At 72.4% G+C, this 20679-nt stretch carries 18 protein-coding genes and 1 pseudogene; 3 read left to right on the forward strand and 16 right to left on the reverse strand.

Going from position 1 to position 20679, the window contains the following annotated elements:
* From ABZ027_RS19660 to ABZ027_RS19685, 6 genes are all read right to left on the reverse strand, one after another.
* Positions 1-771: a GvpL/GvpF family gas vesicle protein gene (locus ABZ027_RS19660; protein ID WP_356769910.1), complete on the reverse strand. Its 771-nt coding sequence runs from the start codon at positions 769-771 to the stop codon at positions 1-3.
* Positions 768-1193, reverse strand: coding sequence for a gas vesicle structural protein GvpA (locus ABZ027_RS19665; protein ID WP_356769912.1), 426 nt, complete (start codon positions 1191-1193; stop codon positions 768-770). The genes ABZ027_RS19660 and ABZ027_RS19665 overlap by 4 nt, the downstream gene beginning before the upstream one ends.
* A gap of 67 nt (positions 1194-1260) precedes the next feature.
* Positions 1261-1689, reverse strand: a complete 429-nt coding sequence (locus ABZ027_RS19670; protein ID WP_356769914.1) for a gas vesicle protein — start codon at positions 1687-1689, stop codon at positions 1261-1263.
* A 45-nt stretch (positions 1690-1734) separates the two neighbouring features.
* A complete protein-coding gene (ligD, locus tag ABZ027_RS19675) occupies positions 1735-2664 on the reverse strand; it encodes a non-homologous end-joining DNA ligase (protein WP_356769915.1) in 930 nt (309 codons plus the stop codon).
* Positions 2661-4511 (reverse strand): transketolase, encoded by a 1851-nt coding sequence (locus ABZ027_RS19680; RefSeq protein WP_356769917.1) that lies wholly within the window; start codon positions 4509-4511, stop codon positions 2661-2663. Before ABZ027_RS19680 ends, ligD begins: the two co-directional genes overlap by 4 nt.
* The gene (locus ABZ027_RS19685; RefSeq protein ID WP_356769919.1) at positions 4508-6292 is read right to left on the reverse strand and encodes an FAD-dependent oxidoreductase; all 1785 of its coding nucleotides are present in this window, start codon (positions 6290-6292) and stop codon (positions 4508-4510) included. Before ABZ027_RS19685 ends, ABZ027_RS19680 begins: the two co-directional genes overlap by 4 nt.
* A gap of 172 nt (positions 6293-6464) precedes the next feature.
* Here ABZ027_RS19685 and ABZ027_RS19690 point away from each other — a divergent pair, with 172 nt between their 5' ends.
* On the forward strand, positions 6465-7427 hold the full coding sequence (locus ABZ027_RS19690; RefSeq protein WP_356769920.1) for an LLM class F420-dependent oxidoreductase: 963 nt from the start codon (positions 6465-6467) through the stop codon (positions 7425-7427).
* 59 nt (positions 7428-7486) lie between these two features.
* Here the strand turns inward: ABZ027_RS19690 and ABZ027_RS19695 are convergent, their stop codons facing one another.
* Positions 7487-8578, reverse strand: coding sequence for an SDR family oxidoreductase (locus tag ABZ027_RS19695; RefSeq protein WP_356770055.1), 1092 nt, complete (start codon positions 8576-8578; stop codon positions 7487-7489).
* Positions 8579-8593: 15 nt separating this feature from the next.
* The gene (locus tag ABZ027_RS19700) at positions 8594-9121 is read right to left on the reverse strand and encodes a phage holin family protein (RefSeq protein ID WP_356769922.1); all 528 of its coding nucleotides are present in this window, start codon (positions 9119-9121) and stop codon (positions 8594-8596) included.
* A gap of 125 nt (positions 9122-9246) precedes the next feature.
* Between ABZ027_RS19700 and ABZ027_RS19705 the strand changes: the two genes are divergently transcribed.
* Positions 9247-9597: a VOC family protein gene (locus tag ABZ027_RS19705; RefSeq protein WP_356769924.1), complete on the forward strand. Its 351-nt coding sequence runs from the start codon at positions 9247-9249 to the stop codon at positions 9595-9597.
* A gap of 38 nt (positions 9598-9635) precedes the next feature.
* On the opposite strand, the gene ABZ027_RS19710 is transcribed toward ABZ027_RS19705, so the two are convergent.
* The 8 genes and pseudogenes from ABZ027_RS19710 to ABZ027_RS19745 all read right to left on the reverse strand — a co-directional run bounded on the left by ABZ027_RS19710 (position 9636) and on the right by ABZ027_RS19745 (position 19456).
* Positions 9636-10235 carry a GNAT family protein gene (locus ABZ027_RS19710; RefSeq protein WP_356769926.1) on the reverse strand — a complete coding sequence of 200 codons (600 nt, stop codon included), beginning with the start codon at positions 10233-10235 and terminating at the stop codon, positions 9636-9638.
* Positions 10236-10321: 86 nt separating this feature from the next.
* Positions 10322-11245 (reverse strand): LD-carboxypeptidase, encoded by a 924-nt coding sequence (locus ABZ027_RS19715; RefSeq protein ID WP_356769928.1) that lies wholly within the window; start codon positions 11243-11245, stop codon positions 10322-10324.
* Positions 11242-13224, reverse strand: coding sequence for a prolyl oligopeptidase family serine peptidase (locus ABZ027_RS19720; protein WP_356769930.1), 1983 nt, complete (start codon positions 13222-13224; stop codon positions 11242-11244). Before ABZ027_RS19720 ends, ABZ027_RS19715 begins: the two co-directional genes overlap by 4 nt.
* A 16-nt stretch (positions 13225-13240) precedes the next feature.
* A complete protein-coding gene (locus ABZ027_RS19725; RefSeq protein ID WP_356769932.1) occupies positions 13241-14545 on the reverse strand; it encodes a M20/M25/M40 family metallo-hydrolase in 1305 nt (434 codons plus the stop codon).
* Positions 14538-15371 carry a M55 family metallopeptidase gene (locus ABZ027_RS19730; RefSeq protein ID WP_356769934.1) on the reverse strand — a complete coding sequence of 278 codons (834 nt, stop codon included), beginning with the start codon at positions 15369-15371 and terminating at the stop codon, positions 14538-14540. The genes ABZ027_RS19725 and ABZ027_RS19730 overlap by 8 nt, the downstream gene beginning before the upstream one ends.
* A gap of 164 nt (positions 15372-15535) precedes the next feature.
* A pseudogene (locus ABZ027_RS19735) lies at positions 15536-16234 on the reverse strand (PAS domain-containing protein); the annotation flags it as partial.
* Positions 16235-16421: 187 nt separating this feature from the next.
* Positions 16422-18860: an MFS transporter gene (locus ABZ027_RS19740; RefSeq protein ID WP_356769936.1), complete on the reverse strand. Its 2439-nt coding sequence runs from the start codon at positions 18858-18860 to the stop codon at positions 16422-16424.
* 152 nt (positions 18861-19012) lie between these two features.
* Positions 19013-19456 (reverse strand): SRPBCC family protein, encoded by a 444-nt coding sequence (locus ABZ027_RS19745; protein WP_356769938.1) that lies wholly within the window; start codon positions 19454-19456, stop codon positions 19013-19015.
* 159 nt (positions 19457-19615) lie between these two features.
* Between ABZ027_RS19745 and ABZ027_RS19750 the strand changes: the two genes are divergently transcribed.
* On the forward strand, positions 19616-20653 hold the full coding sequence (locus tag ABZ027_RS19750; protein ID WP_356769940.1) for an Rv2578c family radical SAM protein: 1038 nt from the start codon (positions 19616-19618) through the stop codon (positions 20651-20653).
* Positions 20654-20679: the final 26 nt, after the last annotated feature.

A 20679-nucleotide genomic window follows, 5' to 3' on the forward strand; every position in this document is an offset into this window, starting at 1 on the left:
TCACTCCCTCGCGCTCTCCCGGCCGACCTTGGTGCCCGCGGGCTCCGCGGGTCCGGGGTCGACGAAGCTGTACGGCGGCAGCGGGCCGTTGACGCGCAGATCCAGGTGCGGGTTGTCCTTGCGGATCCGCTCCACCTCGTTCAGGAACCCGGCGGCCGAGTCCCGCTCCACCAGGAACGACACGTTGGCGAGCCAGCCGGTGGACTCGGGGCCCACACTGGTCGCGTCCGCGAGCGGTTCCAGGGCCTGCTGCACCGCGACGGCGTCCTCGGCCTCGCGGGCCTTCACGGCGGCGACGACCATCTCGCCGAGATGCAGCTTCTGTTCGTAACTACCGCCACCGGCCTGCCGGTTGGCCTCGGTCAGGGATCGGATGTCCGGGTTCTTGGACATCACGAGATGCAGGACGGCCTCTTCGTCGTGGGTCGCCTTGACGTTGTACTCGACCTTGCCGTCCAGAGTCCGCAGCCGCTCCTTGTAGTGGTCGGCGCGCTCGGCGAGGACCGCGGTCACGGCGGCGTCGTCGGGGGCGACACTGCCGAACCGCATCGGCAGGATGCAGCCGTCGGCGCCCGACTCGCTGAGGACGTTCTGGTGGGCGAGCAGGTCCCTGCGCTTGGGGCGCAGCCCCTCCGGCGCGTCACTGACGACGGCCGCCAGCTCGCCCTCCTCCAGCACGCGCACGGGCTGCGGCGGGTCGCCGACACCCCCCAGGCCGTCCGGCAGCGCGGGATGCGACGCGGCGGTGATGCCGTAGACGTAGGTGCTCACTCGCTTTCCTCCTTCCGGCGTGAGGCGGTCGACTTACGGGCACGGGGCCGGGACTCGCCGCGTCCCTCCTCGCGTGCCTCCTTGAAGGCTCCGGAGATGGTCTCGGCGGCACCGGACAGCGCACCCTTGGACTTGCCGCGGGCGCCGGACTCGGTCATCTCGCCGACCAGGTCGGGCAGGCCGGGGTCCTTGCGCGGCCCGGCCTCCAGGTCGAGCCGGTTGCACGCCTCGGCGAAGCGCAGGTAGGTGTCGACGCTGGCCACGACGACCCGGATGTCGATCTTCAGGATCTCGATGCCGACCAGGGAGACCCGTATGAACGCGTCGATGACGAGACCCCTGTCGAGGACGAGTTCCAGGACGTCGTAGAGGCCACTGCTGCCGCCTCCGCCGCCGCTCTGCTGGGCCGGGACAACGGTCATGTCGACCGCGCCTCCTTGTCTGTGTGTGTCTGGGGATGGTGAGCGATTGGATGTACGGGCGGACGGCCTAGCGACCGCCCTGCCGATGTGCGTCGGCCCGCCCGCGTTCGTAACGGCGAACGCGCCGGTAACCGGTGAGCTCTCCGTCCGGGTCGAGCTCCACCTGGTAGCTCGCCATCAGGCTCATCGTGTCGGGCACCCGGGAGAGCTCCAGGACCTCGACCTCCAGCGACCAACCGTCCTCGGTCTGCTCGAACGAGGACACGTTCTCGGCGGACATGCCGGTCAGCTCCTGGAGCTGGGCGCGCGCGCCACGGAGCACGTCCATGGTGCTCGGCCGACGGCGGTGCGCCTCGCGGTGCTCGGCGCGCCGTCCGGTGTCCTCCTGCTCGATGTCGTCGCCTTCGGTGTCCTCGGGCGAGTGCTCCGAGGACGGCTTCCGTGCGGGAGCGTCCTGTGAACGCTGTGATTGTGATGTGTTTCTTGTGTTCGACATGGCCACCTCTCACTCCGGGTGGCCGCTCGTTCCTTGGCCAAACCTTCAGGAGGACATCAACGCGTCGAGGCGGCGGCGCGCCGGTCCCAGAGCGCGGCCTTTGCGCATGATGTCGGCCCACGGGTCGCTGCGGGCCTGCTCGACGGCGTCGGCGATGGTCCAGCGGCGGGCGTCGAGGCCGGGGTCGTCCAGCTGCTCCCAGGTCAGCGGGGTGGCGACGGGGGCGCCCGGCAGGGCGCGGACCGTGTAGGGGGCGACCGCGGTCTGGGCGTAGGCGTTGCGCTGGATGTCCAGGTAGAGGCGGTCGCCGCGGTCCTTCTTGCGGGCGGCGGTGGTGAGCCGGTCGGGGTGGGCGGCGACGAGGGTGTCGGCGATGTCCCGGGCGAACGCGCGGATCTCGTCGAAGTCGTGACGGCCGTCGACCGGCACCACCACGTGCAGGCCGCGCGAGCCCGTGGTCATCAGCGCGGAGGGCAGCTTCAGCTCGTCCAACAGGGCGCCCAGCAGCCGGGCCGCCTCCCGCACCGCCTCGAAGTCGTCCCCGGAGGGGTCGAGGTCGAAGACCATCCGGTCGGGCCGCTCGACACTGTCGACCCGGGACAGCCAGCGGTGCAGGGTGAGGCCGGCCTGGTCGGCGAGGTACAGCAGGGTGGCGGTGTCGTCACACACGGTGTGGCAGACGGTGCCGCCCTCCTTGGCGACCTCCACGCGGGTGATCCACTCCGGGTAGTTCTCCGGGGTGTTCTTCTGCATGAAGCGCGGACCGTCGATGCCGTCCGGGTGGCGCTCCACCATCAGCGGGCGACCGCGCAGATGCGGCAGCATGAACGGGGCGACGGACCGGTGGTAGTCGACCAGGTCGGCCTTGGTGTACTCCTTCGCGCCTGCGTCCCCGGGGAAGAGCACCTTGTCCGGGCGGTGCACCTCGACGGTGTGCCGGCCCGCCCGGACCGTGCGCGGACTGTCGCCGCTCACCGCACGACCGCCTCCTCCACCAGCAGCTTCCCGGCCGCCGCGATCGACTCGGCGTCGATGCCCGCGGCGTGCAGCTGTTCCTCCGGGGAGCCCGAACCCGGCATCGTACGGACGGCGAGGCGCACCAGGCGCGGCACCGGCCGGCCGTCGGTGAACGCGTCGAGGACGGCGTCGCCGAGGCCGCCCTCCTCGTGGTGGTCCTCCACGGTCAGCAGGCAGCCGGTGTCCTCGGCGGCCTGGCGCAGGGTGAGCCGGTCGACGGGCTTGACCGAGTACAGGTCGATCACCCGGACCGGGATGCCCTGGCCGTCCAGCGCCTCGGCGGCGGCCAGCGCCTCCGGCAGCGTCACACCCGCGGCGACGATCGTCATCCGGTCCTGCTCGGAGGAGCGCAGCACCTTGCTGCCGCCGATCGGGAACTCCTCGTCGGGGCCGTAGATCACCGGGCTCTCGCCGCGCGAGGTGCGCATGTACCGGACGCCCTCCAGCCCGGCCATCTCGACGACCAGGCGCGCGGTCTGGTTGGCGTCGCACGGGTACAGCACGGTCGAGCCGTGCACCGCCCGCATCATCGCCAGATCCTCCAGGCCCATCTGGCTGGGCCCGTCCTGCCCGATCGCCACGCCCGCGTGCGAGCCGACCAGGTTGATGCCGGAGCCGCTGATCGACGCCATGCGGATGAAGTCGTACGCGCGAGTGAGGAACGCGGCGAAGGTGGTGGCGTACGGCACCCAGCCGCGCGCGGCGAGCCCGACGGCGGCGGCGACCATCTGCTGCTCGGCGATGTAGCACTCGAAGTAGCGGTCGGGGTGTTCCTTGGCGAAGAACTCCGCGCGGGTCGAGTCACCGACCTCGCCGTCGAGGGCCACGACGTCGCCGCGTCCGGAGCCGAGCGCGGCGAGTGCCTGCCCGAAGGCGTTGCGGGTGGCCACGTCGTCGCCGCCCTTGTCCCAGCGGGGCAGTTCGAGGTGTCCGGCCGGTACGGAGTGCAGCATGCGGGCCGCCTGCGGCTCGTGCACCTTGACGCGGATGTTCCGGCGGCCGCCGAGTTCGGCGATCGCCTCGTCGGCCTCCGGCAGCGGCTTGCCGTGCAGGCCCTCGCGGTCCTGGACGGACTCGACGCCCTTGCCCTTGAGGGTGCGGGCGAGGATCGCGGTCGGCTGGCCCTTGGTGGACGCGGCCTCGCCGTACGCCCGGTCGATCGCGTCGACGTCGTGGCCGTCCACCTCGACGGTGTGCCAGCCGAAGGCCTGGAAGCGGCGGGCGTACGCGTCGAGGTCGTGGCCGTGCCGGGTCGGGCCGCGCTGGCCGAGCCGGTTCACGTCGACGATCACGGTGAGGTTGTCCAGGTGCTCGTGCCCCGCGTGCTCGGCGGCCTCCCAGACGGAGCCCTCGGCCATCTCGCTGTCGCCGCACAGCACCCACACGCGGTAACCGACACGGTCCAGCCGCTTCCCGGACAGCGCGATGCCGACGCCGACGGGCAGTCCCTGCCCGAGCGAACCGGTGGCCGTCTCCACCCACGGCAGCTGCCGGGGCGTCGGATGCCCTTCGAGTCGGCTGCCGAACTTGCGGAAGGTGAGCAGTTCCTCGTCGTCGACGGCGCCGGCCGCCTTGTAGGCGGAGTAGAGCAGGGGTGAGGCGTGGCCCTTGGACAGCACGAAGCGGTCGTTGCCCGGGTGGGCGGGGCGGTCGAAGTCGTAGCGGAAGTGATTCGCGAGGAGTACGGCCATCAGGTCGGCGGCGGACATCGAGGACGTGGGGTGCCCGGAGCCCGCGGCGGCCGAGGCGCGCACACTGTCCACGCGCAACTGCTGGGCGAGTTCGACGAGTTCACCGGTGTTCATGAGTTTCCTTCCGCGGGAGTGCCGTCGGGGGTGCCTTCGGTCCGCTTGACGGGGCCGGGAGCCGGGTGAGGCTCACCGCCCGGTGGGTCACCGGCGGGTTCGCCGCCGGGCTGGTTCTTGGCGGGTTCGCCGCCCGGCTGGTTCTTGGCGGGTTCGCCGCCCGGCTGCTTCCTGGCGGGTTCGGCGCCGGATCGGTTCCCCGCCTCCTCGGGCCCGGCCTCGTCCTGGGCCACCTCGGGGGTCGGGGAGGTGATCGTCTGCTGCTCGTCGGGCTGCGCGGGCCCGTCGACGGATGCGGCGCCGGGGGCCGCCTCGGCGATCTCGGGGTCGGCGCCCTCCCTCGCCACGTCCGGCGTGGGCGCGGTGATCGTCTGGTAGTCGGCGCCGCCTCCGGGCCCGTCGGTCACGTCCTCGGGGACGGCCGCGCCGGGACCCGACCGGGCCTTCGCGTCCTGCCGTGTCCGGGACTCGCTCGGTCCGCCCGGCACCCGGGCCAGCTCCGGGGAGGCCGTGTCCAGCGGCACCGACCAGGACCGTACGAGGCCCAACTGGACGGCCTGGCGCGGGAGTACGGACTCCAGCAGCCAGTCTGCGGCGACCCGGACGCGGTTGCCGGGCATCGCCGCGAGGTGGTAGCCGCGGGTGACCGCCCCGGCCACGGGCCCCGACAAGGGGATGCCGAGGGGGTTGGCGGCGGCCTTCGCGCCACCCAGGTCCACGACGAACCCCAGGTCCTTGTGCTGGTAGGGACGCAGGGTGCCGACGCCCAGCGAGGCGGCGACGTTGCGGGCCGCGACCTTGCCGTGCCGCCAGGCGTGCTGCGCGGTCATCGGGGTGTACTCACCGGGAGTGTTCAGATCCGGTACGGCGGCCGCGTCCCCGCAGGCGAACACCTCGGGACGGCCCGGGAGCCGCAGATAGGGGTCGACGATCAGACGCCCGCGCTCCATCGGCTGCCCGGTGCCCTCGACGAGCGGATCGGGCCGTACGCCTACGCACCACACGAGCGTCCGGGTCGGCACGAACTCGCCGTCGGTGAGCAGGACCCCGTCGGAGGTGGCCTCCTTCACGGAGGTCCCCATACGTACCTCCACGCCGCGTTCCCGCAGCGTGCGGTCGGCGGTGCGGGACAGGTGCTCGTCCAGCTCGGGCAGCACCCGCGGCGCCACGTCGAGGAGGATCCAGCGCGGCCGTACGCCTTCCCGCAGGGGGTGCTCGCGCACCTGCGCGTCGGTGTACAGCTGCCCGTGCGCGGCGACCTCGGTGCCGGTGTAGCCGGCGCCGACCACCACGAAGGTGGTGCGCGCGGCACAGCTCTTCGGGTCGTCGGCTGCCGCGGCCAGTTCCACCTGCCGGGTCACGTGGTCGCGCAGGTACAGCGCCTCGGGCAGCCCGCGGAAGCCGTGCGCGTGCTCGGCCACCCCGGGGATGGGGAGCAGCTTGTTGACGCTGCCGACGGCCAGCACCAGCCGGTCGTACGACAGCGTGCCCTCGCCGCCCTCGGGGTCGGCGTAGTGCACGGTCCGGTTGTCCAGGTCGATGCCGTCGGCCTCGCCGAGCACCAGGCGGACGTGCCGCAGGGTGTCGGAGAGGGAGACGGTGACCCGGCGCGGTTCCAGGATCCCGGCCGCGACCTGGGGCAGCAGGGGCAGATAAAGGAAGTAGTCGGTCGGGTTCAGCAGGGTGATGTCGGCCTTGCCGCGGGACATCCGGGAAAGCTCTCGGGCCGTCCGGTACCCGGCGAAGCCGGCACCGACGATCACAATGCGGGGTCGACTCACGGTTCGCCTCCGGGGCTGTCGCGTACCTCGGGAGACTTCCGCGTCCCCCCGGCCAGGGCACCCAAACGTCCGCCCGGCCCTCGGCCGGCGCCGCTGGGGCCCGGTTTCCGCCCTGACCGCCGGGTACTCGGGTCGGCGAACCACCCGCTCATCCCGTGGAGGCACATCCCCCATGCCCGAGTACGGCTATTTCCTCTCGTGCGAGCAGTACGGTCCCGCGGAGCTCATCGAGCAGGCGCGGATGGCCGAACAGGCCGGGTTCCAGTCGCTGTGGATCTCCGACCACTACCACCCGTGGAACGACGCGCAGGGCCAGAGCCCCTTCGTGTGGTCGGTGATCGGCGCGCTGTCCGAGGCGGTGTCGCTGCCGATCGAGACGGCGGTGACCTGTCCGACGGTGCGCACCCATCCGGCGGTGGTGGCGCAGGCGGCGGCGACCAGCGCGGTGATGACCGACGGCCGCTTCCGGCTCGGCGTCGGCTCCGGCGAGGCGCTCAACGAGCACATCCTCGGGGACGCCTGGCCGCCCGCCCACGTCCGCCTGGAGATGCTGGAGGAGGCCATCCAGATCATGCGCCGCCTGTTCACCGGCGAGGAGGTCAACCACCACGGCCCGCACTACACGGTGGAGAACGCGCGCCTGTACACCGTCCCCGACGAGCCCGTCCCGATCGACATCTCCGGCTTCGGTCCGGCGGCGACCAAGCTGGCGGCCCGGGTCGGCGACGGCTTCATCACGATGATGCCGGAAGAGTCGATGGTGGAGCAGTACCGCAAGGGCGGAGGCGGCGGCAAGCTCGTCAGCGGCGGCACCAAGGTCTGCTACGACACCGACAAGGACGAGGCGGTACGGACCGTCCACCGACTGTGGGCCAACGAGCAGCTGCCCGGGGAGCTGAGCCAGGTGCTGCCCTCCCCCAAACACTTCGAGCAGGCGCAGACGCTGGTCACCGAGGACATGGTCCGTGAGAACCGGGTGTGCGGCGACGACGTGGAGGAGCACGTCGCGGAGCTGAAACAGTTCGCCGACGCGGGCTTCGACGCGGTCTACGTCAACCAGATCGGCCCCGACCTGCGCGGCTTCTTCGACTTCTACCGTACGAAGGTGCTGCCCCAGCTCCAGCAGGACTCCTGAACTCCCCTGAACTCCTGGGGGCCTGCACTCCTGGGGTCCGGTGAAGGCGAGCGGGTGCCTCAAGGGGCCGTCGGGCGGTCGTGGCCGAGGCCACGGCGCAGTCCGGCGGTCACCAGGGCGCCCAGGCCCGCCGCGGCCAGCGCCCCCGCTCCCACCCGTGACCGGTTGCGCGACACCCAGTCCTGGGGGCTGTGCGACACGGCCTCGTCGTCGAAACGGCCGTGCGCCCCGAAGTCCCGTCCGTGCGGTCCGTCGGCCGGTGCCCACAGGTTGCCGGAGCGGCCGGGCTGCCCGCCTCCGTCGCGCTCGCCCTGACGGTCGGCCTGCTGGGCGGCGAACCCGGTCCGGGCCAGGTACCGGTCCAGTACGCCGGGGGCGACCGCGTTGGCGAGCAGGGTGGCCACGGTCGATCCGCCGACCCAGTACTCGCGTCGCCGCGCGTGGGACGCGGCGTGCACGATCGCCCGTGCCGCCACCTCGGGCTGGTACACGGGCGGGACCGGCCGGGGCCGCCCGGGCATGCGGTTCAGCACCCAGTCGAACTGGGGGGTGTTGAGGCCCGGCAGCTGCACCATCGTGGTACGCACGCCGCTGCCCTCGTGCAGCAGCTCGCAGCGCAGTGACTCGTTGAAGCCCTGGATGGCGTGTTTGGCCCCGCAGTAGGCGGACTGCAGCGGAATCCCGCGGTACGCGAGCGCGGAGCCGACCTGCACGATCGTGCCCCGGTCGCGCGGCAGCATGTGGCGCAGCGCGGCCCGGGTGCCGTACACACAGCCCAGATAGGTCACCTCGGTCACCCGCCGGAACTCGTCCGGGGTGATCTCCGGGAACGGGGCGAAGACCCCGCTGAAGGCGTTGTTGACCCAGACGTCGATGGGTCCGAACGTGTCGTCGACCTGCTGGGCGGCGTTCTCCACGGCCTTGGCGTCGGCCATGTCCACGGAGACGACGAACGCCTCACCGCCGGCCCGCCGGACGTCGTCCGCCGCGGCGGCGAGCCCCTCACGCCCCCGGGCCAGCAGGGCGACCCTGGCGCCCCGGGCGGCGAAGGCGACGGCCGTGGCCCGGCCCACCCCGCCGCTGGCGCCGGTCACCACGACGGTCCTCGGGCGCTTCGACGACGCGCCCTTCGACAGCGGGCCCTTGCGAATGTCGCGCACCGGCCATCACGCCCGGTGGTGCGGCTGCTCGGGGTCGCTGTCATCGGGGCGCGGCGGCGCGGACCACGACTCGCCCGGGCCGGGGGCCCGGGTGCCCACCCGGGGCGCCACGGGCGGCATCGGCGGGTACGACGGCATGTCCGCGGCACGTGGCGGCGTGGGTGGCATCCCGCCGGTGGACCGCCGGCCGCTCGCGGCGGATCCGGCGGCGTGCGCGGGGGCCGGCCCGGTCATGGAGGACGCCGTCGGCCGGGCGGCCGCGCGCAGCGCGTAGGCCACGGCGCTGAGGATCGCCGCGGTGATCAGGGCGGCGGCCCAGCTCGGCAGCACGACGGCGAGCGCCAGCCCCACCGTGAGCGCGAAGGCCGCGCCCGCGTACAGGGCCACGGTGCCGGACGCGGCGTACAGCACGGCCCTACGGCGTTGCTTACGCGTCTGCTCACGCAGTTCGTCCCGCACCGTCTCGCGCGCGACCTGCGCCAGCTCATCGACCAGATGCTTGTCCAGATGCTCCAAATGATCCAAGCGGTCCATTGCCGCCGGGTACCCCGGGCCACCGGCGCGTAACGCCGGGGCGGCCGTGGCGCCGGGGCGGCCGTGGCGAAAAGATCACGTGAAGCGATCTCACTCCCTGGGCCGTGCCAACTAGGCTCGTCGTCATGGAGATTCTGGGAGCCACGCTGCGCATCTGCGTCGACGACCTGGAGACCGCGGTCCCCTTCTACGAGCGCCTCGCGGGCGGCACGGCCCTCCGCTTCGAACGCGGCGGCGTCCAGGTCGCCGCGGTCGGCTGCTTCCTGCTGATGAGCGGGCCCGAGGCGCAGCTGGAGGTGCTGCGCAAGGTCGCCGCGACGATCGCCGTCAAGGACGTCGACGAAACCCACCGGGTGCTGACGGAACTGGGCGCCCGCATCGTCGCGGGCCCGCTCGCGACGCCGGGAGGCCGCAACCTGATCGCGATGCATCCGGACGGGGTGGTGTACGAGTACGCGGACCGCGGCGGCTCGTAGCCTCTAGGACCTCGTACCCGCCGGATGCCGGGGCCCCGTCACCGTTTCCGGCGAGGCCCTCCCCTCCGGGGTCGCGCGGAATCCCGCATCTCCACCGTGAGCGCCCACCGCTCGTGGTCCCGCCAGGCCCCGTCGATGAAGAGCATGTCCGGGGAGAAGCCCTCCAGCCGGAACCCGCAGGCCCGGGCGAGCGCTATGGAGGCGGCGTTCCCGGGCTGCACGTTGATCTCCAGCCGGTGCAGCCGCATCCGCCCGAACGCGAACCCGACCACCAGGTCGAGCCCCTCCCGCATCAGTCCGCGCCCGGCGGCGTGCGCGAAGGACCCGTAGCCCAGCGTCCCGCACTGGAAACCGCCCTGGACGATGTTGTTGATGTTGACGAACCCGGCGATGGCGCCGACGTCGCCCGACTCGGGGTCCTTCTCGCACACCAGGAACCCGGCCTTGGTCGGATCCTCGATCAGCCGCCCCGCGTACGCGGTGTACGCACCCGCGCTGTCCGGCGGGAAGAGCCACGGGCGATGCAGCTCCCTGCTCTCCCGCACCCGGGCGGTGAACTCGGCGCGGTCCTCCTGGGTGAAGTGCCGTACGCCCACCCGGGGGCCCTCGGCGAGATAGCGGGACGCATGATGAGGCACCCCGCCACCCTACGGCCCGCTCACCCGCCGACGGCGGATCCGGCGTCCCGGTGTCCCCCGGCCGCGCACGCCACGGTGCGGCGGCATCAACGCAGCGCCGGCTCCCGCAAGGTCAGCGTGCCCGCGTCGGCGTCGAGTTCGGCCGCGACACCGAACGGGATCGTCCACGCCCCATCGCAGTGCCCGAACCCGAACTCCTCCACGACGGGCACGCCCAGGCTCCCGAGCCGGTCGGTGAGCAGCACGCGTACGTCGTCGTACGCCTCGCACCGCTCCCAGGATCCGAGCAGCACCCCGCGCACCCCGTCGAGCCAGCCCGCGCGCAGGAGCTGGGTGAGGTAGCGGTCCAGGCGGTACGTCTCCTCGCCCACGTCCTCCAGGCACAGCAGTCCGCCGTGCGCGCCGGTCCTGGCGTACGGGGTGGCGAGTTCGGCGGCGAGCAGGCTCAGGCAGCCGCCGAGGGTGACACCTCGCGCCCGGCCGGGCACCAGGGCTCTGCCGCCGGAGGTGATCGTGCGGACCGTCTCAGGGGCGAACAGGGTGGCTCTGAGGTGTTCCTGGGCGCGGGCGTTCTTGATGAAGTCGATGCCGGCCGCCATCGGGCCGTGCAGCGTGACCAGGCCCAGGCGGCGGGCGAAGGCCTCGTGCAGGGCTGTGATGTCGCTGAACCCGACGAACACCTTCGGTCCGGCCGCCCGCATCGCCTCCCAGTCGAGCAGATCGACCATCCGCTGCACCCCGTACCCGCCCCGCGCGCACAGCACGGCGTCCACGGCGGGGTCGCACCAGGCGCTCTGCAGATCGGCGGCCCGGTCGGCGTCCGTGCCCGCGAGGTAGCCGAACTCCCGGTGCCGGTCCAGTACATGCGGTGCCACCACCGGGTCGAGGTCCCAGCCGCGCAGCACGTCGAGGCCGGACTGCAGCCGCTCCTCGGGCACCGGTCCGCTGGGCGCGACGACGGCCACGCGGGCGCCGGGGGCGAGCCGTGACGGCCGGCTGAGTTCGTTCACCTGGTGAGCTCCAATGCGGGGACGCCGGGCGGGTTCAGCCCGAAGACCTGGGCGTACAGGGAGAGTTCGGATTCCAGTACCCGGATCGTGGTCTCGGCCCGGCGGAAACCGTGCCCCTCACCCTCGAAGGCGAGGTACGCGTGCGGTACCCCCAGGCCGGCCATCCGGGCGAGGAACCGCTCGCACTGGACGGGCGGGCAGATCACGTCGTCCAGGCCCTGCAGCAGCAGGAACGGGGCGGTGATCCGGTCGGCGTGCTCGGTGGGCGAGCGTTCCGTGTACCGGCCGGGGACCTCGGCGTACGGCCCGATGAGGGTCTCCAGGTAACGGGACTCGAAGTCGTGGGTCTCTCCGGTGCCCCACCCGACCAGGTCGAGGATCGGGTAGAGGATCGTGCCGCAGGCGTACACGTCGGTCATGGCGAGCGAGGCGGCCGCGGTCCAGCCGCCCGCGCTGCCGCCCCGGATCGCCAGCCGGTCCCGGTCCGCGGTGCCCTCGTCGGCCAGGGCCAGCGCGACGGCCGCGCAGTCCTCGACGTCCACCACACCCCACTGCTCCCGCAGCAGGTCGCGGTACTGGCGGCCGTATCCGGCGGAGCCGCCGTAGTTGACCTCGGCGACCCCGATGCCCCGTGAGGTGAAGTAGGCGATCTCCAGGTCGAGGACGAGCGGCGCGCGTCCGGTGGGTCCGCCGTGCGCCCACACCACGTACGGCGGCAGTTCCTCGTCGGGCGCGGTGCAGCCGGGGTGGTGCGGCGGGTAGATGTGGGCGTGGATCTCGCGTCCGGCGGGGCCGGTGAAGGTGCGGATCTGCGGCTCGGGGTAGAACGCGGGGTCCACGGCGTCGTCGTGCGGGGCGCCGATCACCCGGGCCCGGCCGGGCCGGGCGTCCAGCTCCACCACCTCGTACGCGCTGCGGGGGCTGGCCCCGACGGCGACGACCTGCTGTCCGCGCACGGCGAGGTCGGGCGCGAACTCGGTCCAGGGCCCGGCCGTGTCGACGATTTCGCCGGTCTCCGGGTCGAGGATGCCGAGGGCGGTGGCGCCGCAGCCGTGCACCACGGCGATGTGGCCGCCCTCCAGCGGGGCGAACCAACGGGATCCGAGCTTCCACAGCGGCCCGCCGAACTCCTCCTCGCGCGGGGCGAGCGCAGCGAGAGAGGGGTCCGCCCGCCCGAAGGGCTCGCCCTCCCGGTACAGGTTCCACCAGCCGCTACGGTCGCTCGCGTACAGCAGACCGCCGTCCGCCGACCACTCCACCTGCGCGATGGCCTCAGCCGGTCCGCCCGCCACGGTCCGCGGCGGCCCGAAGGTGCCGTCCGTGCCGACCTCGGCGACCACGAGTTCGGTGCCGTCCCACGGCATCCGCGGGTGGTCCCAGGCCAGCCAGGCCGCCCGCCGCCCGCCGGGCGACAGGTGGGGCCCGGCGACGAAACGGTGCCGGTCGTCGGTGAGTTCACGTACGCCGGCCCGGTCCTCGGCGGCCGAGCCGTCCAGCGGTACGGCGGCCAGGACCCGTCGAATGTCGTCGGGGCCCTCGCCGGTGAACTCCTCCAGCACGCACCACACTTCACCGCGTTCGGGACGCAACCGCGGTTGCGCCCAGCGCAGTCCGTCGCCGACCGGGGAGAGCGGGGTGAGCGGGAGTGGTTCGCCGTCCGACCGCAACCGGTACAGGCGCTGGTCGGCGAAGTTCACGAAGACGACGAGCTGTTCGCCGTCGACCACGGCGCCGGCCCAGGGCTGTCCGCCGTACTCGATGACCCGGCTGCGCACGTTCCACGGAGCGGGCAGTACGGACTCCTGGGTACCGTCGGCGCGCCGCCTGACCAGGGTGCGCCGCCCGCCCTCGGTGGGCCGGGGCTCCGTCCACCAGGCTTCGTCGCCGACGAACCCCACGTACTCGGGTCGCCCGTCGTGCGCGGCGGCGAGCTCGGCGCCGATGGGTGAGGGCCAGGAACCGTAGGCCAACGTCCGCACTTCGTCCCCCGGGTGTCTAGGCGGTGCGCAGGAAGCGGTCGAGGACACGGACGCCGAAGTGCAGCGCCTCGATGGGCACGCGCTCGTCGACCCCGTGGAAGAGGGCCTGGTAGTCGTAGCCCTCGGGAAGTTTCAGCGGGGTGAAACCGTAGCCGGTGATCCCGAGTCGCGAGAACTGCTTGCCGTCGGTCCCGCCGGACATGCAGTACGGCACCACGTGCCCCTGAGGCGCGAACTCCTCAACGGCGGCCCGCATCCGCGCGTACGTCACGGAGTCCACCGGCGCCTGGAGGGCGACCGACCGATGCTGGAACTCCCACTCCACATCGGGCCCGGTGAGCAGGTCGAGGGTGGCGCGGAACTCGTCCTCGGCGCCGAACAGGAAGCGCCCGTCCACATACGCCACGGCCTCCCCCGGGATCACGTTGAGCTTGTAACCGGCGTCCAGCATGGTCGGGTTGGCGCTGTTGCGCACCGTGGACTCGACGAGTTTCGCCGCCGGGCCGAGCTTCTCCAGCAGCCCGTCCACGTCGGTCAGGTCCGTCTCGATGCCGTGCAGCGCGGCGAGTTCGGTGAGCGCGGCGCGCACGGTCGGGGTGAGCCGCAGCGGCCACTCGTGCTCGCCGATCCGGGTGACGGCGGCGGCCAGCCGGGTGACGGCGTTCTCCCGGTTCACCTTGGAGCCGTGTCCGGCGCGGCCGCGTGCGGTCAGCCTCAGCCAGCCGGTGCCGCGCTCGCCGGCCGCGATCGGGTACAGCTCCCGCCCGCTGCCGTCGTGGAAGGTGAACGCACCCGACTCGCTGACGCCCTCCGTGCAGCCCTCGAACAGCCCGGGGTGCTCGTCGGCGAGGAATCCGGAGCCGTCCTCGGCGCTGTCCTCCTCGTCGGCGGTGAACGCGACGACGATGTCCCGCCGGGGCCGCACGCCGTGCCGGGCCCAGTCCCGCAGCACGGCGAGGATCATCGCGTCCATGTTCTTCATGTCGACGGCGCCCCGTCCCCAGACGACCCCGTCGCGGATCTCCCCGGAGAAGGGGTGCACGCTCCAGTCCCGGGCCTCGGCGGGCACCACGTCCAGATGACCGTGCAGGAGCAGCGCGTCGGCCGACGGGTCGGTGCCCTCGATCCGCGCCACCACGTTCGTACGTCCCTTGGTGCGCTCCAGCAGGGTGGGCGTGAGGCCCGCCTCGGTGAGCCGCGCGGCGGCGTACTCGGCGGCGGGCCGCTCCCGGCAGTCGCCGCCGCCCCGGTTGCTGGTGTCGAGGCGGATGAGGTCCGAGGTGAACCCGACGACCTCGTCCAGGGCCTGCTGGTCAGCCATACTGCTCCTCCACGGCGGCCGAGACGATCGTGGTCACCGCCTTGAAGGTGCGGATCCCCTCATACATGGTGTCACTGGTGTACGACACCTTCCGCTCGCCGACGCCCCTCACCCCCGGCACGACGGTGGCGGCCATCGCCAGGTGCGCGGCGTCGAACTCCAGAACCACGGTGAACGGCCCGCCGTCCACCGGTTCCTGACGGACCGCCAGGGATGCGGCCGCCTTGGCCGCCGCGCGGATGTCGGCGGCGGTCCTGGTGGGCGTACGGCACACGGCCGCGTACCGCGACACATGGTCCTTGACGGCGACCTTCAGCGCCTCGGGGGCGTAACCGAGCGCGTCCTCGCAGGCCACGTCGTCGCCGGTGACCAGGACGACGGGCACTCCGTACTCGGCGACGACATGGGCGTTCAGCAGTCCCTCGCTCGCCCGTACGCCGTTCAGCCAGACTCCGGTGACGGAGTTGGCGAGGTAGGTGTGCGCCAGGACGCCCTCCATGCCGGCGCCCGCGTGGTAGCCGACGAAGGCGACGCCGTCCACGTCGCCGTGCTGCACGCCCTCCACCATGGACAGCGACTTGTGGCGGCCGGTGAGCATCTCGGCCCGCTCGTCGAGCTGTTCGAGGAGCAGGTTGCGCATGGTCCAGTGGGCCTCGTTGACGACGACCTCGTCGGCGCCGCCGTCGAAGAAGCCCCGCACTGCGGCGTCGACGTCGGAGGTGAACATCGAGCGGCACCGCTCCCACTGCGGGGTCCCCGGCAGCACGTCGGCCGGCCAGGTCACCCCGGTGGCGCCCTCCATGTCGGCGCTGATCAGGATCTTCATGCTCGGTCACGTTACGCGCCGGAGGGGGAACGGGCCAGGAAGCTGTTCGTCGGTCTCCGGCTCTGTTCGGCCGGCGGTCCGGGTGGACCCGCCGCGAACGCCACGAGGTCCGTCGCACGACGCCCGAAGCGGATCGGGCCGTGGCGCCAGTCCCCTGGTCAGGCGGGGGTCACGGGCACCCGGTCGTATGGGCTGAACTCCAGGAAGGGGTGACCCAGTTCGAGGACCTGGGCGACGACGCGGGCACTGTCCTCCGCGCTCATACCGGGCAGGATCTCGGGGAGCCGACGGGCGAGCTCGTCGGCGCCGGGGAAGTCGGTGCGCGGGGCGAAGGCGGGTGCGATCCGCTCGACGGCCCTGCCCCGGTCGGCGTCACCGTGAGGGAGTCCGCCGGCGTCCGCGGCGAGCACGAGCAACCGCTCCGGCCCGGGGCCGGCCAAGGGGTAGGCCCACCACAGGACATCGACCCTCCGCCGCCTGCCGGGCGGGGAGTTGCCGGTCTCCTCGTGCTCGTTCCCGGGCACGGTGAGCCGGGCGCGTCCCGCGGTCGGAGAGGTCGGCGCTTTGTTCAGAGGCGGTTCGAGGCCGGGGCCGGGGCTGTCATCGGCCGTGTACGGCCCATAGGGCGCGTCCTCCTCGGGCAGCGCTCCGAAGACGGGCAGCAGATCGACGACCGGCCGCCCGATCGCCTCCCGTTCGGCCACGGCGAACAGGCGTCGGGCGCCGGTGCTCCAGTGGGACACCCGGCCGCGACGGTCCACCACCACCACGGCCAGCGGGATCCGTCCGGGCTCGGCGGTCTTCGCCGTGCCGGTCCCAGCCGAGGTGCCGGGAGGAGTGTCGCTGTGGGTGCCACGGTCCACGGCCCAGGCCCTCTCTCCCCACGGCTCGAGCAAGATCTGTACTGCCGTCACCACCGTACGCCTCGGCCGGTCACCAAGTGCGGCAATACGGGAATCCGCGGCACCGGAACACACCGGCGTGCGCCCCCGACCGCCCCGCGCTGAGCTGGGACGACGGCTCGCGGATGGTGGAGTCACCGAGGGGTCGTCATTCCTCGTGCCCCAGCCTGAGATCGCGCTGGGTGGGTCCCGCGCCCGCGACCTGGAGCACGGTGGCGACCGGCGGGTAACCCGCGGCGATGACGGTGTACTCGCCGGACGACAGGTCGACGAACCGGAACGTTCCGTCCGGGCCGGTGTTGAGGGTGTCCACGACGCTGCCTCCCACCTCCAGCAGCGTCACCCGCGCGTCTTCGACGGGGCGCCCGTCGGCCGCCCGCACGGTGCCGTGCAGCGCGGCGCCGCCGGCGAGTTCGACGTCCTGCCGGGTCTGGCCGGCGGCCTGGACGGTGACGGGCAGCGCGGCCGGGCGGAAGCCGGGAGCGCCGACGGCGAGGGTGTACTCGCCGGCCACCAGGTCGGTGACGACATAGCCGCCCTCGGCGCCGCTGCGGGTGGTGGCGACGACCTCGCCGCGCGCGTCGGTGAGGGTGACGGCGGCGCCGGGCACGGGCGTGCCGTTCGCGGTCAGCACATACCCGGCGAGGCGTCCGGCGCCGCCGAGGACGATGTCCAGTTCGACGGGGCGCTCGCCGACGGTCAGCGGGACCGCCTGCGGATGATGCCCACCGGCCGCGGCGATCAGGACGGAGGAGCCGGAGCGCGCCGGTGACACCGCGTACCGGCCGTCCTCGCCGCTCGCGCCCCGCCCCATCTGCTGTCCGTCGGTGTCGATCAGGGTGAGCGCCGCATGCGGCACGACGGTGCCGTCGGGGCGCCGCACGGTGCCGCGTACGGGGGCGCAGGCACCGTACGGCGAACGACGCGAGGCGCCGGTCTCTTTGCCCGGAGGGCGGGTGCGGGCCCGCGGGACGGTGGCGTTCGGCTGCGCGGCCTCCGGCTGGGCGGCGGGGGCGTCGAGCGACACCAGCGGCTTCTCCTTGAGGAAGAAGGCGAGGAGCAGGCCGAGGACGAGTACCGGTACCAGGTAGAGGAAGATCCTCGGCATGGCGTCGGCGTAGGCCCGGATGTAGCCGTCACGCAGCGCCGGGGGCAGCGTGTGCACGAGCTGCGGGGTGACGGAGTCAGGGTCGGGCAGCCCGGCACCCGCGCTCGCGCTCGCGGGGAGGCTCTCGCGCAGGGCGTCGGCGAGCCGGCCGGCGAAGAGGGTGCCGAACACCGCGGCGCCGATGCTGCCGCCGATCTGCCGGAAGCAGTTGGTGGCGCTGGTGGCGGTGCCGAGGTCGGCGGGGCGTACGGAGTTCTGCACGGCGAGGACGAGTACCGGCATCACCATGCCGATACCGGCGCCGAGGACGGCCATCCAGACGCTGTAGTGCAGCCGGGGCGTGTCGGCCTCCAGGCGGGACAGCAGCCACATGCCGGTCGCGGTGAGCGCGGCACCGATGATCGGGTGGATCTTGTAGCGCCCGGTGTGGCTGATGAGCTGCCCGGAGATGACGGAGGCGCCGACGATGCCGCCCGTCATCGGGAGCATCAGCAGACCGGACTCGGTGGCGGAGGCCCCGTCGACCATCTGCAGGAAGGTCGGCAGATAGCTGGCGGCACCGAACAGGGCGATCCCGATCACGAGGCCCATCAGGCTCGTGACGACGAACACGGAGTCCCTGAACAGCCTGAGGGGGATGAGGGGTTCGGTCGCGACATGCTCGACGACGAGGAACAGCAGGGTGGCGACCGGCACGCCCGCGCCGAGGCCCAGGATGACGCGCGAGTCCCAGGCGTACTCGGTGCCGCCCCAACTGGTCAGCAGCACCAGGCAGGTGGAGGCCGCGGCGAGCGACAGCGCGCCGAGGACGTCGAAGCGTGCCGTCGTCACGGGCTTCGGGAGCTTCAGTACGACCGTGACGACGGCCAGGGTGAGGAGACCGAAGGGCACGTTGAGGTAGAGGCACCACCGCCAGTCGTGCTGGTCGGTGAAGTAGCCGCCCAGGAGCGGGCCCGCGACGGAGGCGAGTCCGAAGGCGGCGCCGACCGCGCCCAGGTAGCGCCCGCGTCGCCGGGCCGGAACGATGTCCGCGATGATCGCCTGCACACCGATCATGAGGCCGCCGGCGCCGGCGCCCTGGACCGCGCGGAACGCGATGAACTGGTCCATGGTGTGCGCCCGGCCCGCGAGCGCGGAACCGACGACGAAGACGACGATCGCGAACTGGAAGACGCCCTTGCGGCCGTACAGGTCGCCGAGCTTGCCGTAGACCGGCAGTCCGACGGTGGCGGTGAGGAGGTACGCGGTGATCGCCCAGGACATCCGGTCGAGGCCGTGCAGTTCGCCGACGATCTTCGGCAGCGCGGTGGCGACGATCATCTGCTCCAGCGCGGCGAGCAGCAGCGCGAGCATCAGTGCACAGAACACCAACCGCACGCGTCGTGGGCTGAGTTGCGTGGCGGTGGCGGATGTCGGGGGCGGGTCGTCGATGAGGGGTGTGGTGACCGGTTGGTCCTGCACCAGAGTCGTTCCGCCCACGAACCGTTCCCGTCGTCGCACCTGTCACGCAATTCCCGCAGTGAGCGACAACTACGAACAAGTGCGACGAGTTACGGCGTCATGGCGGTCCGATCGGAGTTCCACTCGAACCGGTGAGGGGCCAATCGCCCGTCATGAGTGGCCGATTGGACCTACTTCTCGACCTCGGTGGCCAGCTTGGCGAGCACGGCGTCGTAGATCCGGCCGAGCCCCTTGGGCGCGAAGGTCTTCTCGAAGAAGCCGCCGATCCCGCCGGCTCCCTGCCAGGTGGTGGTGACCACGACCCGCGACTTGCCCTCGCCGGCCGGAGTGACCCGCCAGGTGGTGACCATGGAGGAGTTGCGGTCCTTCTCGACCAGCTCGCCGTCGGTGGGCTCGCTGACCTCCAGAAGGCAGTCGCGCACGCGCTTGCTGGTGGCCTGGAGCCGCCAGTGCACCAGGGTGCCCTCACCGTCGCCGCCCTCGCGCACCTCGTACTCACTGAACTGCTCGGGCAGCAGCTTCCCGCGCGTGCCGGTGTAGTCGGCGAGGGCGTCGAACACGTCCTCCGCGTCCGCCGCGACGACCCGCTCCGTAGTGGCCTCGACCTGCGCCATTGACTTCCTCCAGGACCTGAGTGCTCGGGGTTGGGGCAAGCCAACCACCCCGGCCCTCGGGCCCCCAAATCGGGGTCCCCGAAGCGATCGGAAACGACCCTTGCACGATCACGCGAACAGGTGTTCTATTCTGGGCAGCAGTGCTACCGAGGAGGCCTCATGCGCTGGGAGAACCTCACCGACTCCGGCGAACACAGCCGGGCGGACGCCACGCTGTTCGACGCCGACGCGGTGACCACCCGCACCTTCGACACCCCCGAGTTCCGCGGGATCACCTTCCACGAGGTCCGGGCCCGGTCGATCATCAACCGGGTGCCCGCGGTCTCGCGGATGTCCTTCCAGTGGACGGTCAACCCGTACCGGGGCTGCTCGCACGCGTGCGTGTACTGCTTCGCCCGCAAGACCCACAGCTATCTGGACCTCGACACGGGCCTGGGCTTCGACTCCCAGATCGTGGTCAAGACGAACGCGCCGGACCTGCTGCGCCGCCAGCTCGGCTCCCGCCGCTGGCAGGGCGAGCACATCGCGATGGGCACGAACGTCGACTGCTACCAGCGCGCCGAGGGCCGCTACGGCCTCATGCCGGGCATCATCGGCGCCCTGAGCGACCACGCCAACCCCTTCTCCATCCTGACGAAGGGCACGCTGATCCTGCGCGACCTGGACCTGCTGACCCGGGCGTCCGAGGTGACCGACGTCGGCATCTCGGTCTCGGTCGGCTTCACCGACCCCGCGCTCTGGCACACCGTCGAGCCGGGTACACCGGCGCCGGAGCGGCGCCTGGAGGTCGTACGGACGCTGGGTGAACACGGCATCCCGTGCGGGGTCCTGATGGCGCCGGTGATCCCGTTCCTGAGCGACCAGCCGGCCCGGCTGCGGGAGACCGTGCGCGCGATCGCGGCGTCCGGGGCGACTTCGGTCACCCCGCTGGTGCTGCATCTGCGTCCCGGTGCCCGCGAGTGGTTCATGGCCTGGCTGGCCCGGGAGCACCCGTATCTGGTGCGGCGCTACGAGCGGCTGTACGCGGACGGCTCCTACGCCCCGAAGTGGTACCAGCGCCGGATCACCCGTCAGGTCCATGAGCTGGCCGAGGAGTACGGCATCGGTCCGACGCGCGCGGGGATGCCGCGCCGGATCCGGCAGCCCGAGCCGGAACAGCCCGAGCTGCCCGAACCGACCCAACTTTCGTTGATCTGAGAGCATCCGAGCGCATAGCGCGACCC

This window comes from Streptomyces sp. NPDC006332 (assembly GCF_040612855.1).
Classification (GTDB): Bacteria; Actinomycetota; Actinomycetes; order Streptomycetales; family Streptomycetaceae; genus Streptomyces.